Here is a 15,478-nt window from a genome sequence, read left to right as displayed (position 1 = left end):
TTCAACGAATGAAATTCGCTATATCCGTTTTGTGCAGATTTTTATCTGTTTCTTTATCTGTTTTTAACTACTTTGATGACTTAATATTTGTCTGTAAACAGTTTCATTGTGAATGGTTTCTCAATGATGAATAAGTTCAATCAGATAAAGAAGGAGTAACTAACGATGCAAAAACAAGGAAGAAATAGAAAGATTACTGCTATAACAAAATTATCATATGGTATGGGAAATTTGGTGGGATCAGGGCCACTAGCTTTAACTGGAGCATGGTTGTTGTTTTTCTACACATCATTCTGTGGTTTAAGTGCGACACAGGCTACATTAATTTTTTCAGTAGCAACATTTTTAGACGTGATTTTGAATCCTTTGATGGGATTTATCACTGATAATTTCTATAAAACTAAAATTGGGCGTAAGTTTGGGAGACGTAGATTTTTCATTTTAATGGGGATTCCATTAATGATGGTTTATCCAGCTTTGTGGGTCACAGGGCAAAGTTTTCTATACTATTTTATCTCATATATTGCCTTTGAAATGGTATATACAAGCATTATGATTCCTTATGAAACGCTGGCAGTAGAAATGACAGACGATTTCAGTGAACGAACATTTTTAACAGGATCAAAAGCGGTTTTTGGTGCAGTAGCCAACTTTCTAGGTTCATCAATTCCTGGAATTTTCTTTGACCTAGTTGGTAAGGATGATCCGAAGTCATTATTCTTCTCAGGGTTAACTTATGCGTTAATTTTTGTGATTTCACTGACTATGCTTTATCGGAATTCTTGGGAGCGAGATGCTTCTGAAGTGAATGAAGTGCATACAGATGGATTAGTGCACACAATTACTCATTTGTTTACAGATCTTTTCTCTACTTTCCGTATTAAGACATTTCGGGCCCACATTGGGATGTATCTTTTTGGCTTTGGAACTTTGTGGTTGTTTACTGCTGTTTTCACATATTATTTAATTTTTGTACTAGGTTTATCTACTACAACCGTAGCTGCTCTAAACAACATGCTGTTTGTGATTCAATTTATTTCTACATTTAGTTTTATTGCTATTTGTTCGAAATATGGTTTTGCTAAACCTTTTATTGCAGCATCATTACTTGCCATCTGTTCATTTTTAGGATTCATTGGGCTCTACTTCTTCCATTTTGAGAATGTATCTTGGTTATTGTATCTACTAACAGCAATTTACGGATTTGCGATTGGGGGAATTTATTATATTCCTTGGACCACTTATACATTCTTAGCAGATGTAGATGAAGCTGTGACGAATCGTCGACGCGAAGGAATTTATGCTGGATCAATGACTATGAGCGGGAAGTTAATGCGAGCAACTGTAGTCTTTATCCTAGGTATTATTTTGGATCATGCTGGTTTTGTTTCAGGAGCTAAAACACAGCCAGTATCAGCAATTCATGCAATTATTGGCATAATTGCTATTGGAGTCATTGGATTGAGTACCCTGGGTATTATAAGCGCACTGCGATACAAATTGAATAAAGAAAACCATTCAATTTTGATTCATGAAGTAAACAGAGTCCACGAGGGTGGAGAAAAAGAAAAGGTTGGAGTCAAAGAAAAGCTCGTAATGGAAATATTGACAGGATTTTCATACGATAATTTATTCGGACATAATAAGGTAGAGCACTAGGAGGAAAAGCAATGACTGAATTTAAACTTTCATTATCGACAAAACTTATTAATCAACATCCAGAAGATAAGGTATTAATTAATGCTGCCAAAATACTTTTCCGAGATATCCATAAAGTATTAGTAGGAAATGATACAGGAAATACAATTCGACTGATAAAATCAAATGATTTCGATTTAGAAGGGGATAATTTTCTAATTCGACAGTCTCAAGAAGGTATATTAGATGTTATTGCAGAGACTTCTTTAGGCGTTATGTATGGAGCTTTAGCGATTTCTAGAGAATGTTTGGGTATTGATGATAGTTGGTATTTTCTTGATTCAGTACCACCTAAGTTGGATATTGCTACAGTTGAAGGAGAAAAGCTGACATTGCCAAATTACCATGTTAAGTATCGTGGATGGTTTGTTAATGATGAAGTCATGATTTCTCGATGGAAAGATCGCGATTCTCAGGAATACGTCTGGGAACGTATCTATGAAACATTATTACGATTTGGTGGCAATATTATCATAGCTGGGACAGATAAAAACAGTCATTTAAATCGAAAACCAGCAAATGCTTTTGGTTTAATGACAGCCCATCATCATGCAGAACCGTTGGGTGCGCAAATGTTTGCCCGAGTGTATCCTGAATTAGAAGCTTCGTATTTAAAGTATCCAGAACTTTTTCAAGCTTTGTGGCAGGATAGCATTAACGAACAAAAGGGTGGTAAGGTAATTTGGAGCCTAGGCTTCCGTGGACAAGGCGACCGTCCATTTTGGGATGATGATAAGTCAAAAGTATGGACAGAAAAAGATAAAGCCGATGTGATCAATGAAGTGATAAAATTACAATATGATATGGTGAAGGCCGCTGATCCAGAAGCTGTTTGTGCAGTCAACATATATGGCGAGTTAACAAAAATGTTTAATGAAGATTTGTTAGTGTTACCGTCTGATGTTATTGAAATTTGGGCAGATAATGGATATGGAAAGATGGTTTCCAGACGTCAAGGAAACAGTGATCCGCGATCTCCTATTCTTTCAAGTGATAACAAACTAGGTAACAATCGAGGTATTTACTATCATGTTGCGTTCCATGATTTGCAAGCTTCCAATTTTTTGTCCAAATTGCCTAATTCACCGGCTTTTGTTTCAAATGAATTGTGCAAAGTGAGACAAGTCGGTTTGGATACGCTTGTAGTTACAAATACAGGCAATATTAAACCTCATATTTTGTTTTTAAGAGAAGTAGCTAAATCATGGCTAGAGGATTATCGTCCAAGGAACAATGATGAAATTTTCAGTGAATACATGAATTACTTTACCGATCCTGAACAAGACAATATTAAAGATGCCTATGAAACCTTGTTTGATTGCTTTATTCAATACGGTGAACATGAAGATCAGAAAGCTGGAGATGAGTTTTACACTTATACCATTCGCAAAATCATTCAATCTACACTTCGTAATGATCATTTACTGGAGGAAATGGAGTGGCTTAAAGGTACAGCTACTGACATTGACACACAGGTGACAATAATAGAAGATCTTGTAAATACCAAAGTGGCTGATTGGATGAACTTACACGAAAGAGTTCAATTAATCTACAAGAAAATCCAAAATGATGTGATTGCAGAGCGTTTTTATAACGATTTAGTATTAGACGTGGTTAATCACTATCGAGGGTCAAAAGCGTTATTAGCTACCATTTCTGCCTTTAAGGCTTATCGCCAAGGAAGGATTCAACAAGCTTTTATTGAATCCTTCAATGCTAAAAAAGAAATTGAAGAAGTCTTAAATGCTCGAAAAGAAAATCCATCCAAGAAATGGATTGATTTTTACAATAATGATGTATTTACTAATATGGGATTGACACATAGAATGCTAGATAGTTATATGCAGTTCTTACGTATAGTTGGAGATAATCATGAGCAGTATCAATGGGAACGAGACTTTTTGATGGAACCCGGTGATTCAAAAGTAATGTTACTTTCGAATACCCATGATGCATTATCAAATGATTACTTGGGCACAAAAATGCAAGAAAAATAGCCGATTTGAGGACGCAAGTGTGATAAAATACTTGCGTCTTATTGGTGCTTTCGTGGACAGAATAATCAACAAAGCTGGTGAAAGAATGAAAAAATAGTAATGGTAGTTTTTGGCGTCATGGTTTCATCCATTGCTTTAGTAGTCGTTTTACTTAACTTCGTGGACAATCAAACTCAAGGAAACCCCGAAACGATTAGATTTACTTGGTGGGGAAATAGCGATAGAAACGATGCATACATAGCAGCCATTAGAAAGTTTGAACGTGCTAATCCAGAATTGAAAATAGACTATGAATACTATCCTTGGGAGGATTACTTCGAAAACTTGTTTAGTATGGAGGCCAGTGAACATTTACCAGATGTTTTTCAAATGGATATTATGTACCTTTCCGAGCTAAATCAGTTAGGCGAATTAGCTGATTTACAACCATATATTGATAATGGAACCTTGGATTCAAAAGATATCTCCAATCAGATTTTGGAAAGCGGACGAATTGATGACAAGTTAGTTGGTTATACAGCAACAATTAACGCGATTGCTTTAATTGTTAATTCCAGGTTAGTAGAAGATGCTGGAGAATCCTTGCTAGAAGGAGAGTATTCTTTTGATGATTGGGTGGCTCAAATGATTAGGATTACTGGAAAAACTGGAAAAATTTCCTATGTGGATAATGGAGATGTCTATGTGCCACTTCAATATTATTTACAAACATTAGGACAAAGTTTAGTTGCCCAAAAGGAAAATAAATCAGTTATCGGTTTTACAGATGAAGCTTTTTTACATTTTTTTGATAGTTTTCAAATCTTGGTAAAAGCTGGTGGAATTGCTACACCAAATGAAGTGGCGAGTTATAAGAGCATGGGAGAAAATCCATTAGTCAACGGCAAAGGGGTTTTTCAATTAAATTGGGCTCAGATGGTAGATAGAATTAGTGGTGCTGCTATTAAAAATGGACAAAATTTGAGAATAACTAAGCCTTTTTCCGGTAGTAATCAAGGAGAGCTTACTCTTCATCCAGGAATTCAGTTTTCTGTAAGCAAGCATAGTGGTGTCAAAAAAAAACGCAATAAAGTTTCTTGGTTTTTTAGTCAATGATCAATCTATTGCAGTTGATTATTTTGGAATCGAACGTGGGCTATCTGCAAATAAAAAAGTTCTAAAGAAAGTTTTACCGACATTATCTGATAATGACAGAAACGTAGCTTCTTATGTGGCAGAAGTTAAAATGAATCCTCAATCCAATAGTCAAATTCCTCCAAATGGAATGCCTCAAATGTATCAATTACTAAATAAATTATTTAACCAGTGTGTATCTGGTGACATTACAAGTGAGGAAGCCTTATCAATTTACAAAGATTCTTTCAACGAAACGATAGGTGGAGGTGTCTAAGTATGAAAAATGCAGATAAGGTTCAAAGTGTTTCATTCCGTAGCAAAGTAATTTTCCTAATCAATCTGATTTTCTTGATTGTTTTGAGTTTAGTTATTTTGATAACTATTTTTTTCGGGCATATCTGGTCGGAGCAAATTGTAACTAATGCTGATAACCATCTTCGGACAGTCACTCAGCAAGTAGAAGATCGGCTAAAACGAGTAGTATCTATCTCTCAAGCTGTTTTACAGAACCGCTCCTTTTTAGATCGATTAGAGCAAACCAGTGTGACTGACGAATTAATCGAAAGAATAGATTTACGGAATGATTTACAGCAAGAAATGGATGCGATTAGACACAATAATAGTACGATTAAAGAAATATATGTGTTGAACGAACATCAAGAGAACCAAGTAGGTTTCATTTACGATGGGGATGATATAGGGAATCAACTTTCAGTATCAGAAATTATCAATCATCTTGGAGATTCTCGGAAAGGTCAGTGGTTTTTTGATCAAGGTTTAAATACTGGTATTTATGCACAGCAGCTTTTTCGCACAGATAGTAGTTCTTATCAGCAGATAGGGACAATTATTTTAAAGGCTGACCTTGGATTCATTCACGAAGCATTAAGTAACTATTCAAATAATGAGGAACTCAATTTTTTTGGAATCCACTACAATGACGCCCTTTTTTTAAGTGACCAAAAATATGAAGTGTCTGATATTATTCCAAACAGAAATGATACTCAGCTTCAAAAAAGCGTATTAGCAATACAACTTTTTATATAGCTAGAAACTCTATCGGAGAAGTAAATTTATTATATTTTATTACTACTGATCAAAGTATAAAAAAAATACTCTTTGTAGAGGGAGTATTACTGATTTGGTGTTTGTTAGTACTTTTGATGCTGTTTATTTACTCATACAAGAGTGTGGGACGTCTTCTTTTTCCAATTGAAAGACTCTCATCAATCTTAAGCTCTTTCAAAGAAGAAGGGGACATTAAACGTATTAAAAGTGAACTTAATCAATTCAGTACAACTTATCAAGATGCTGAGACAGAGACCCTTTATAAAAGCTCAACTCACTTATTATCACAACTAGATGAGTCCGTGGTGCAAAATTATCAATTACAATTAATGAACCAGCAGAGTGAGTTTCAATCTCTGCAAGCACAACTAGATCCTCACTTTTTATACAACACTTTAGGTTCTATCAATTGGTTAGCGGTAAAAAGTAATGAACCTAGAATTGCCGAGATGGTTTCATCGTTGGCATATCTATTCCGAAAGAAGCTCAATAGTGAAGGGACTTTTATAACAATCCGTGAAGAATTGAGTACTATACAATCTTATGTGAGTATTCAAAAAATTCGATTTGAGAATAGATTACTATTTAAAACACAAATTGATAAATCATTAATAGACATAATGATCCCCAAAATGATTATTCAACCCTTAGTTGAGAACTCTATGAAGTATGCCTTAAGTATGATGGATGAGACTTGTATTATCGAATTATCTATTAAACAAAAATCTAATGATGTAGTAATTTCAGTAACTGATAACGGTCCTGTATTTGAAAATACGAAGGGTATAGATTCGTCTAAAGTTGGTTTAGCAAACATTGAATCAAGAATTCGACTTTTATATAAAAATCAGGGGAGTTTGAAGATAAAATCAGAGCCCTATGACACTACGACTGTGATAGTAACCATTCCCTTATTAATGGAGGCAAACAAAGAATGAACAAAGTTGTCATTGTAGATGATGAGCCAATTATTTTAGAAGGAATTTCTTCTTCGTTAAAGCGTATGTCAATAAATATTGATATCGTGGAAAGTTTTACCTCAAGTGTAACTGCATTAGCTTTTTTGAAGGACCATCAAGTGTATATCGTTATTACGGATATAAATATGCCTCAATATACAGGAATCGATTTAATCAAGCGAGTGAAACAACTTAGCCCGGCAACAGAAATTATTATTTTAACTGGGTTTGGCTCATTGGCTTATACTACAGAGGCAATGCGATATGGTGTGAAGTTCTTTTTAGAGAAACCAGTGGATGCAGGACAGCTTGAGTTGGCGATTCGTGAGAGCATTGTAGGGGTGAAAGAAGCTAAAAAGAGTATAAGGTATCGTAAAAAAGCAGAGATTGAACAAATGATAATGAATCGTAATTATCATTCTGAACTAATTGAGGGTAATTTTACTCTTATTATGTACGATGCTTTATTGTTTTCGGTGATTGATGAAGTGTTAACCAGAGTTATAGAATCATCTTCTTCTGAAATTATAAGTGGTTCTGCAAAGGGTGCTGTCTACTACATAATTTTCGATGATGGCGAAACATGTGATGATTGTTATCAGTTATTGGAAAAGAGAAAATTTACACAAGGTATTTTATTTTTAGGGAAAAACATATCTAGTAAAAGCTTATATAATCGCTTTACGTATGCGCAAAGTCTTTTTGCTTTTAGTTTCTATTACGAACGCTTAACTTGCTTTTTTGTTGAGGATATTGAGGAAAGAAAAAAAAGTGATTATGCGTAGATTGTTGAAAACTTTAAATCAGATGTAACTGAATTATTAGACAATAATCAATTTACTGCTTTGGATAAAATCATCACTAGTTTTTTTGAAAAAGCAAAAGAGGGACTATTTCCAGTAAACTTCCTGAGATTTCAAATCCAAATTTTTTCTGAGGAAATATTGGAGAAACGAGCTACCAAAAAGTTGGATATGGATTCCGAATTAAGTGTACGAATATTAAATGCTACTTCAAATAAGGAACTACACTATTTATTTACAAGCATTACAAATCGGATTAAAACTGAAAGCCAACTAGATAATACAAAAGATATTGTTGCCAATTTAAATTTAATTATTGAAAATGAATTCCCTAATGAATCGCTCTCGCTTCGATGGATTTCGAAAAAAAGATTATTTTTAAATCCAGAATATCTAGGAAAAGTATATTTAAAATCAACCGGGAAAAAATTTAATCAAAGGTTACTTGAGAAACGGATTGAAGTTAGCAAAGAGCTGATTATACAAAATAAAAAAGTATATGAAGTTGCAGAAGCCGTTGGATTTCACGATAACCCAGAATACTTTACAAAAAAATTTAAAGAACTTGTAGGACAAACACCTAAAGCCTATCAGATGAGTCAATTATAGCGATAAAGAACTGATAATTGGTTTGTTTTATTTGCTAAGTGGATATCCTAGATTATGTTTAAAATTCAAGCAGTAAAACGTGTTGTCTAAGGGAAACTACTATTGTTGCATTTTATCATGTTAGTACTTGAATATATTACGGCTGATTTTTCCAAATTGTTTCAAGAATTGTAATCAGTAAGTAATTGAAACACTTAGTTAATTCGAAAACATGAATAAGTAGAAAGACGAAGATTCAAAAAAATTATGGATCTAGTCGTAAGACATACGGACAATTTTTGTCTGTATGTTTTTTTTGAAAAAATTAGGATTTTTCGAAAAAAAGCCTTGTTCAAATTGTTTTAGTAGTGGAAAGGGGAAAGCAGTGAAGATGCAGAATCTTGGCTTAATCATATTAGGAGGAAAGATTATGGACCATTCATTGGATTTCCAGATTGTTAAAATGTTTGATAGCTTCTGTAAAAAAGTTATCCGTAATGAAGCACGAAATATCAAAAAGAGATATGCCAGACTTCGTGAACAGCAAATTTCTTTTACGGAATTACCAGAATCAGTTCTAGATTCTTGTCAAACGTTCGATATTTCTGCTGAAAATAGTGAAGTTTTTCTAGCTCAAGGAATGAAACTAATAGTTGCGAATCTCGAGTTAGCAGAGGTAATTAATCAGCTTAGTGAATCAAAACAGATAATTATTTTGCTGTATTATTTTGCGGGTTTTAATGATCGTGAAATAGGGGAAGCAATTGGAATGAGTATTGGAGGTGTATGGTACCAACGTAAAAGGGCTGAAGAAGAACTAAAACAACGTTTAGGAGAGAAAAGCTATGAGTAAGCTAGAGAAGCATGAACCTTCATTATCGTTAGAAACCATTACAGCAGCTATCGCAGGAGACTCCATAGCAATGACGGAAATTTTGAAACATTACGAAAAATATATAATCAGTCTTTCATTGCGCACTAGGTATGAAGACGGTTATGTATCGTCAGTATATCTAGATGAATTTTTGCGCCGTAACTTGGAAAGTACCTTAATTGAAAAAGTTATGACATTTGAATTTTACTTGTAAAAAACACTTTCCTCTTTCCATTTTTCATTCTATGAAAGTTTTGTAGATTTTACATCTAGAAGATTGCCATAGGCTGAAAAAGCCTATGACCTTTGAAAACTAAATATAAATCTATCAGTACGTTGATATTTAGATTATTTTGTTGAAGCGCCATGACTTATCTAAACGAGCGATTCACTTCGATATATAACTTCATATCTGATAATGAGACTTCCGTAACTAAATTGGCCCGCCATTACTGGGGGGAGGTGAAATTCCTATGTGCTTTGCAAAGCAGCTGATAGATCAGAAAAACTACTATTTCCAAATTTCGATTTTGGTTGGCATATTTTTCATGCCAAATTCTGTGATTTTAATAGCATCAGCAAGATTTAATTTTTCTACAGCTCTCTCCACTTTTGAGTTTTTTTACTATACTCAAGTTGATTCCTGTTCCGGATTCTATTGCGTTAGCTGTAGATTTTTCAAGAACTTCTTTAATTATTTTTATGTCTGCAATTCCTTGTTTCATAAGAAAAATTCCTATTATCTAGTCCAGTTTGATGGGGTACTAGAGTGTTTTTTTTTTTACAATTTAAAGAGGTACTGTGGTGGTCGTTTGGATTTGATAGAGAAGGGTGATGGAGTTGGAAGTTAAAACAAATGTTAATTCTCTGGAAATTGAGTTCTATTCAATTTTACAAAAAAGACTGGAAGATTACACGGAAAAATTGCTTGCAGTTAGTCATTTACCTATGGTTTTAACAAACGCTGATTTAAAGCGACTATTTCAGATAAGTGACAGCACATTGAACCGTTTAGTAAAACTTGGTGAGTTTCCTCCCTGTTGGTATGGGATTCGAGGACACTATTTTCGTGATGATGTTTTAGAATGGATGAGAAAGAGTGATTCGGATGACTATCGTGAACAGCTTCGCATATTGCGTTCCTTATAATATTTCATTTTTTCTATACTTGCGGTACAATTCATATATAGAGAATAAGAGATTTTATTTTTTTCCGCTTAAGGGGTTCTTCTCTCAAGGGAGGAATCTGTAAATGGAAACAAAAGATCGGTTCAAGAAGCAAATCAGTTCTACAGGTAGGATTACGTGGTACTTCCAAGCGTATCGAACAACAAGACGTGGCTTTAAGTCAAAACGCGAGGCACAACTCGCCTATCTTGAAATGGAGGAACAACAAAGAATTAAGAAAAAAATTGTTGCAAGCAATGACAAGTTTAGTGTTGTAGGTGAGCAATGGTTCCAATATTACCGTTCGTTAAATGAGCAAAAGGAAACAACCTATGATAAGCGAGAAGAACAATTAAAAATTATTGTTCGATGGATTGGTGATAAAAAGTTGTCTGATTTGTCACCAGAGTGTCTTCAAGAACTGCTTTTTACTTTAAAGGAATGTGGTATTAATGGAACAAATATGGGCTATGCCAAAAACAGTTTACAATCACTTATTCAAGTTTTGAATATGGTTTTCAAATATTGTCAAAGAAAGAATTTGCTAAGTGAAAACCCAATGAAGTCTGTGAGAATGCCAAAATATCAGTTAACGGTAAGTGATTTAAAAGAAGCCGTGAATAATATTGAAGACAAATTTCTTACTGTCGATGAATTGAGAACTTTTTTGAATTATGGCATTGTTCATGAGGAATTACCAATGTCTGTACTTTTCCATGTTCTATTTTACACTGGCTGCCGTGTCAGCGAGGCGCTTGCTTTACAGCCTGGAGATATAGATTTCAAAAGAAATGAAATTCTATTCTATAAGCAAACGGCAGTTAAAGGTAAGAGTAAGGAGTTTCGGATTGAAACTACTAAGACAGTTAGTTCTGCTAGACGAGTTTTAGTAACTCCTCTAGTCATGGAAAAACTACAACAGTTGATTAAGGCTTTGGATGAGATGAGGCAACATTATCGGTTTACTATAGAAGAAACATATTTGTTTGTGTATCTTGATTCTAGTAAACGTGGAGTTCCTTATCGTCGAGAGTATGTAAATGATCACGTCAAACGGTGTGTTAATCGCTCAGGAATTAATAAGCCATTTCATACTCATCTGGCTCGTCACACAATGGCAAGTTTGGTGGCTGAGTATTGTAGCTGGGAGGTTTTAAAGGATCGTTTAGGCCATACTGACCAAACTACTTCGAAAATTTATCGCCATTTAACATCAACTGAAAAGGTAAAACCTCTGATTGCTTTTAGTTCTTTAGAGAGTTAAAAAAGCGGTGAAAGCACTGGTATTTACAGAATTCTTGAAAAATGTTTTTTAGCAAAGTAGTCAATATGTAGTCAGAGGTAATAAAAATCTTTTTATATCAATATTTTAACGACTTTTCACAAGTATCAAAGAAATTCGTCGTTAATCATTTATTATCAGATGAAGCAAAAGCCCTTGATTTCAAGGGCTTTTTTCTTTTGACTAAGGGGAAAGAAACTTCTATTTGTTGTGATAAAATGAAGAAACGACTATACAAATAGGAGGGGTTTCATTGAATGAAAGAAGTAACAATCTTGGACGAGAAGAAATAATCATCGAAAAGGAGTTCGTCAGACGGCCAAAGGTTCCATGGTCGAAGGACGTTCAACGCTTTTTACGTTTTTTGCATGATCAGCAGATAAATTATGTGCCGAAACCATTAGGGTTTGATCAGGAAGAACATGAGTTAGTTTCTTTTGTTCCAGGGGAGGTATATGATCAGCCATTGCCGGATGAGCTTTATACAGATGAGGTTCTTTGTTTAGTAGCTGAACGATTAAGAGATTTTCATGATCGAAGTGTTGGTTTTCTGGAAAGGTTAACTGGTGAGGAACAGTGGATGTTGGATTACTCTGGCCCAATACAAGTGATGTGTCACAATGATTTTGCTCCGTATAATATGACGATCGTGGATGGGGAGCCATTTGGTCTTTTTGATTTTGACACAGTAAGGCCAGGAAGCAGGTTGTGGGATGTTTCTTATGCTGCTTATCGCTGGGTACCCTTGTACTTTGATGGGAAAAGTCATCTGAGTGAAACACAATGTCATCGATTGGAAATTTTCAGAAAAACATTGACGAGGGACATCTCGTTAAATACCAACATGACATTCAGCGCCTGAAAGAAAATAAATCCCAAATCATCGACTTGATAAAAAAATAGAAGGATAGGGAATGATTTAAAAAAAGTTTACATGATAGTGGAAGTCTCTCTTGATATTTTTTATTATAGAATCGTTATTTATATCGGTGATTTCACTCATTTTTTCGTCTTCATCTTTTATCTAATTCGGTATTAAAGAAAAAAAATTGAATTATTTCATTATTTTTTCTAATAAATGATTACAGAAAAAAAGCAATATATTCCCCTTTTTCCGATGATTTCTATGGTAATCTTCTCGATAGAGAACTTTCTTTTATCTAGCTATTACTGACCTCTATGCGTTAGTTAATTACTTCACAAATAAAAGGAAGTTCTTTATTTAAACGAATTGAAAGAGGTGTCTTTGTGAAAGCAGCTGTAGTATCAAAAGATAAGGTTGTAAAAATCGAAGAAAAAGAATTGAGAGCGCTTCGTCCGAATGAAGCATTATTAGAAATGGAGTGTTGCGGTGTCTGCCACACTGACTTGCATGTAAAAGATGGCGACTTTGGCGATGCGTCTGGAATCGTACTTGGTCACGAGGGAATCGGTAAAGTCGTTGCGATCGGTGATGATGTTACTTCTCTAGCAATTGGTGACCGTGCAAGTGTTGCTTGGTTGTATGAAAGCTGTGGATCATGTGAATACTGTGTGAACGGGAATGAGTCATTATGTCGTTCTGTTAGAAATGCCGGCTATTCTGTAGATGGTGGTATGGCTGAAGAGTGTATCGTTGTAGCTGACTATGCAGTGAAGGTGCCTGAGGACTTAGGTTCTGCTGAAGCCAGTAGCATTACTTGTGCAGGCGTAACGACATATAAAGCGGTGAAAGTTTCTGATATTAAACCAGGTCAATGGATCGCCATCTATGGTTTAGGCGGATTAGGAAACTTAGCCTTGCAATATGCAAAAAATGTCTTCAATGCAAAAGTGATTGGGATCGACATCAACGACAAGCAGTTGGACTTTGCAAAAGATCACGGCGCTGATCTTGTGATCAATCCTGCGAAAGAAGATGCAGCGAAAGTCATTCAAGAAGCAACCGGTGGCGCACATGCAGCTGTTGTAACTGCTGTTTCAAAAGCAGCCTTCAACTCTGCTGTCGATGCCGTTCGTGCGGGCGGTACGATTGTAGCAGTCGGTCTTCCACCAGAAAGCATGGACTTGAACATTCCGCGGCTTGTATTGGACGGTATTAAGATTGTTGGCTCTCTTGTTGGAACACGAACTGATTTAGCAGAGGCTTTCCAATTTGCAGCTGAAGGAAAAGTCGTTCCTAAAGTTGTTATGCGTCAGTTAGAAGAGATCAATGATATTTTTGATGAAATGCTCTCTGGCCAAATCAAAGGGCGGATGGTCATAGATTTTCAAGAGAAATAAATGGAAAGAGAAATACCAACAGATAAATTTTAAACGAAGGAGAAAAATTCGTGTGTAATTTATTGATCATTGACAGCAATGAGCGAGGAGCAGTTAATGATATGATTCGTTTGATCGATCGTCATTTCCCAAATGTCATCTTACTTCCGACGGTTGATTCGAAAAAAGCGCTTCAGCGAACATGTCTTGAGCAAACGGTTGAAATTGCAGTGATCAATGCGGATGGCGAAGGAGACTGTTTTGAATTATACAAAGAATTGCTCTCTTTTTGCCCGAATGCAAAAGCAATTTTGTATTCTGCAGTAGAAAGCTTTGCTATCGCTCAAAAAGCGTTGCGTTACGGCTTGATCGATTATTTAGTGGAACCGATCACCAATGATTTTGTTTATGCATTAGACCGGGGGATTCAATCCATCAATCAGATTTCCTTGCTGCACGTCGAGAACAACAATGAAGCTTCTCCTTCGCTTTCTTTAAGACATAAGATATTGCGCTATATTCATGAAAATTATAGAGAACATATTACGTTAGACACTTTAGCAGATCACCTGCATTTAAGCCGGTATCACACCAGCCGTTTGATCAAGAATACCTTAGGAATGACCTTTTCATTGTACTTGATGATTTATCGTATTGAAGTTGCCAAAAAAGAAATCTCAACAAGTGATCGATCAATCAATGAAATCTCTGTCAGAGTGGGATTCAATGATCCAAATTATTTTAGTAAGAAATTTAAAAAAGCAACTAGTTATACGCCCAAAGAGTATCGAAAAATTTATCGTGGGAAAGCTACCGTGATCGATTCAAGACTTGAGTATTGAGTATTAAAAAAAGTAGAGTAGCTTGCGTTGAATTGATCAGCGAAAAAATGGCTTCTATGCGATGCGTATTTGGTTACTTTTTCATAGGTAAGAAAAGCAAAAAGGTCTTGCATGCAAAGACCTTTTTTTACTTAAAAAAAACATTTTTGGGTGAGCTGATAGAAACCAAGAGCAAATGAAAAGGTTTGATGGTTTTGTGAATCAACTGATAGGTGGTATAATGAGAGCGGATTCGTTAATGCAGCTTATCAAAGAAAAGAGGCAAGAAAATGGCGAACAAAATGGTGTTTATAAATTTGCCTGTCACTGATATCAAACGTGCAACCTCCTTTTATGAAGCGTTGGGATTTGTCAAAAATGAAGAGTTCTCAAACGAGACTAGCAGCGGGATGGTTTGGAGTGAATCGATTTGGGTGATGTTGTTAGAACATGAGTTTTATCAACAGTTTCTGAATGGCAGACGTATTGCGGATACGAAGAACACAAGTGGTGCATTGATTGCGTTTAGCTTCGATACACCAGAAGAAGCGAAGAATTTTGCGAAGATTGCAGAAGAAAATGGCGGCCAATCGTTCCAAGTTGACATGGGTATTCCAGAAGACGTGATGGTCGGCTATGAAATCGTTGATCCCGACGGTAATCAGCTTGAATCGGCGTGGATGAATGGCTATTAGCAAAGTGATCGTTTAAATAAAAAGTAAAAAAGTGGTTCAGTATGCAGTTCCTTCAAGAAGTTAGGCTTTTGTGCTAACTTTTTGAGGGCTGTTTTTTTTGACGGGATTCTTGAGTTTTGTAAGATTGATCAGTCCCCTTTGTCTAAATGCTAAAAAAGAGGTATGATAC

16 protein-coding genes and 1 pseudogene are annotated in these 15,478 nt (G+C 35.3%); 16 read left to right on the top strand and 1 reads right to left on the bottom strand.

The features are described from left to right. The first annotated feature begins 165 nt into the window (after nt 1-165). The 10 genes from FJU10_RS10730 (at nt 166) to FJU10_RS10685 (ending at nt 9,317) form a co-directional block, all read left to right on the top strand. Nucleotides 166-1,659 carry an MFS transporter gene (locus FJU10_RS10730; RefSeq protein ID WP_140965875.1) on the top strand — a complete coding sequence of 498 codons (1,494 nt, stop codon included), beginning with the start codon at nt 166-168 and terminating at the stop codon, nt 1,657-1,659. A gap of 11 nt (nt 1,660-1,670) precedes the next feature. Continuing rightward, nucleotides 1,671-3,695 carry a glycosyl hydrolase 115 family protein gene (locus FJU10_RS10725; protein ID WP_140965874.1) on the top strand — a complete coding sequence of 675 codons (2,025 nt, stop codon included), beginning with the start codon at nt 1,671-1,673 and terminating at the stop codon, nt 3,693-3,695. 99 nt (nt 3,696-3,794) lie between these two features. After that, nucleotides 3,795-4,790, top strand: coding sequence for an ABC transporter substrate-binding protein (locus tag FJU10_RS10720; protein WP_140965873.1), 996 nt, complete (start codon nt 3,795-3,797; stop codon nt 4,788-4,790). Next, nucleotides 4,744-5,085 (top strand): hypothetical protein, encoded by a 342-nt coding sequence (locus FJU10_RS10715; protein ID WP_140965872.1) that lies wholly within the window; start codon nt 4,744-4,746, stop codon nt 5,083-5,085. The genes FJU10_RS10720 and FJU10_RS10715 overlap by 47 nt, the downstream gene beginning before the upstream one ends. Nucleotides 5,086-5,087: 2 nt before the next feature. After that, the gene (locus tag FJU10_RS10710; protein ID WP_140965871.1) at nt 5,088-5,858 is read left to right on the top strand and encodes a hypothetical protein; all 771 of its coding nucleotides are present in this window, start codon (nt 5,088-5,090) and stop codon (nt 5,856-5,858) included. A 116-nt stretch (nt 5,859-5,974) separates the two neighbouring features. Next, entirely contained in the window at nt 5,975-6,817 is an 843-nt protein-coding gene (locus FJU10_RS10705) for a sensor histidine kinase (RefSeq protein ID WP_223273035.1), read from the top strand. Continuing rightward, nucleotides 6,814-7,623: a response regulator gene (locus FJU10_RS10700; RefSeq protein ID WP_140965869.1), complete on the top strand. Its 810-nt coding sequence runs from the start codon at nt 6,814-6,816 to the stop codon at nt 7,621-7,623. Before FJU10_RS10705 ends, FJU10_RS10700 begins: the two co-directional genes overlap by 4 nt. Nucleotides 7,624-7,782: 159 nt before the next feature. Further along, nucleotides 7,783-8,250 carry a helix-turn-helix transcriptional regulator gene (locus FJU10_RS10695; protein ID WP_189372295.1) on the top strand — a complete coding sequence of 156 codons (468 nt, stop codon included), beginning with the start codon at nt 7,783-7,785 and terminating at the stop codon, nt 8,248-8,250. 409 nt (nt 8,251-8,659) lie between these two features. Further along, a complete protein-coding gene (locus FJU10_RS10690) occupies nt 8,660-9,082 on the top strand; it encodes an RNA polymerase sigma factor (protein WP_140965867.1) in 423 nt (140 codons plus the stop codon). Next, the gene (locus tag FJU10_RS10685; protein ID WP_140965866.1) at nt 9,075-9,317 is read left to right on the top strand and encodes a helix-turn-helix domain-containing protein; all 243 of its coding nucleotides are present in this window, start codon (nt 9,075-9,077) and stop codon (nt 9,315-9,317) included. The genes FJU10_RS10690 and FJU10_RS10685 overlap by 8 nt, the downstream gene beginning before the upstream one ends. A gap of 297 nt (nt 9,318-9,614) precedes the next feature. Here FJU10_RS10685 and FJU10_RS10680 read toward each other — a convergent pair. After that, nucleotides 9,615-9,828 (bottom strand): annotated as a pseudogene (locus FJU10_RS10680) (hypothetical protein). A gap of 109 nt (nt 9,829-9,937) precedes the next feature. On the opposite strand from FJU10_RS10680, the gene FJU10_RS10675 reads away from it, so the two are divergent. From FJU10_RS10675 to FJU10_RS10645, 6 genes are all read left to right on the top strand, one after another. Next, nucleotides 9,938-10,252 carry a helix-turn-helix domain-containing protein gene (locus FJU10_RS10675; protein ID WP_140965865.1) on the top strand — a complete coding sequence of 105 codons (315 nt, stop codon included), beginning with the start codon at nt 9,938-9,940 and terminating at the stop codon, nt 10,250-10,252. 103 nt (nt 10,253-10,355) lie between these two features. Beyond that, on the top strand, nt 10,356-11,534 hold the full coding sequence (locus FJU10_RS10670; protein ID WP_140965864.1) for a site-specific integrase: 1,179 nt from the start codon (nt 10,356-10,358) through the stop codon (nt 11,532-11,534). Between the two features lie 271 nt (nt 11,535-11,805). Further along, nucleotides 11,806-12,414, top strand: a complete 609-nt coding sequence (locus FJU10_RS10665) for an aminoglycoside phosphotransferase family protein (protein ID WP_223273021.1) — start codon at nt 11,806-11,808, stop codon at nt 12,412-12,414. Nucleotides 12,415-12,800: 386 nt separating this feature from the next. After that, nucleotides 12,801-13,814, top strand: a complete 1,014-nt coding sequence (gene adhP / locus FJU10_RS10660) for an alcohol dehydrogenase AdhP (protein ID WP_077454243.1) — start codon at nt 12,801-12,803, stop codon at nt 13,812-13,814. Nucleotides 13,815-13,915: 101 nt separating this feature from the next. Beyond that, entirely contained in the window at nt 13,916-14,635 is a 720-nt protein-coding gene (locus tag FJU10_RS10655) for a helix-turn-helix domain-containing protein (RefSeq protein WP_170920132.1), read from the top strand. Between the two features lie 269 nt (nt 14,636-14,904). Then, a complete protein-coding gene (locus FJU10_RS10645; RefSeq protein WP_081118438.1) occupies nt 14,905-15,309 on the top strand; it encodes a VOC family protein in 405 nt (134 codons plus the stop codon). The last annotated feature ends 169 nt before the right edge of the window (nt 15,310-15,478 follow it).

The organism is Enterococcus sp. OL5 (assembly GCF_006491895.1).
In the GTDB taxonomy this organism is placed as follows: Bacteria; Bacillota; Bacilli; order Lactobacillales; family Enterococcaceae; genus Enterococcus_D; species Enterococcus_D innesii.
This window is presented reverse-complemented; position numbering and strand designations above follow the sequence as displayed.

What these genes read in the sequence shown, in the direction of transcription:
- FJU10_RS10645 (WP_081118438.1), top strand. Translation starts at nt 14,905, where the DNA reads ATGGCGAACAAAATGGTGTTTATAAATTTGCCTGTCACTGATATCAAA.
- FJU10_RS10700 (WP_140965869.1), top strand. Translation starts at nt 6,814, where the DNA reads ATGAACAAAGTTGTCATTGTAGATGATGAGCCAATTATTTTAGAAGGA.
- FJU10_RS10725 (WP_140965874.1), top strand. Translation starts at nt 1,671, where the DNA reads ATGACTGAATTTAAACTTTCATTATCGACAAAACTTATTAATCAACAT.
- FJU10_RS10710 (WP_140965871.1), top strand. Translation starts at nt 5,088, where the DNA reads ATGAAAAATGCAGATAAGGTTCAAAGTGTTTCATTCCGTAGCAAAGTA.
- FJU10_RS10720 (WP_140965873.1), top strand. Translation starts at nt 3,795, where the DNA reads ATGGTAGTTTTTGGCGTCATGGTTTCATCCATTGCTTTAGTAGTCGTT.
- FJU10_RS10675 (WP_140965865.1), top strand. Translation starts at nt 9,938, where the DNA reads ATGGAGTTGGAAGTTAAAACAAATGTTAATTCTCTGGAAATTGAGTTC.
- FJU10_RS10670 (WP_140965864.1), top strand. Translation starts at nt 10,356, where the DNA reads ATGGAAACAAAAGATCGGTTCAAGAAGCAAATCAGTTCTACAGGTAGG.
- FJU10_RS10705 (WP_223273035.1), top strand. Translation starts at nt 5,975, where the DNA reads ATGCTGTTTATTTACTCATACAAGAGTGTGGGACGTCTTCTTTTTCCA.
- FJU10_RS10730 (WP_140965875.1), top strand. Translation starts at nt 166, where the DNA reads ATGCAAAAACAAGGAAGAAATAGAAAGATTACTGCTATAACAAAATTA.
- FJU10_RS10655 (WP_170920132.1), top strand. Translation starts at nt 13,916, where the DNA reads ATGATTCGTTTGATCGATCGTCATTTCCCAAATGTCATCTTACTTCCG.
- FJU10_RS10690 (WP_140965867.1), top strand. Translation starts at nt 8,660, where the DNA reads ATGGACCATTCATTGGATTTCCAGATTGTTAAAATGTTTGATAGCTTC.
- FJU10_RS10685 (WP_140965866.1), top strand. Translation starts at nt 9,075, where the DNA reads ATGAGTAAGCTAGAGAAGCATGAACCTTCATTATCGTTAGAAACCATT.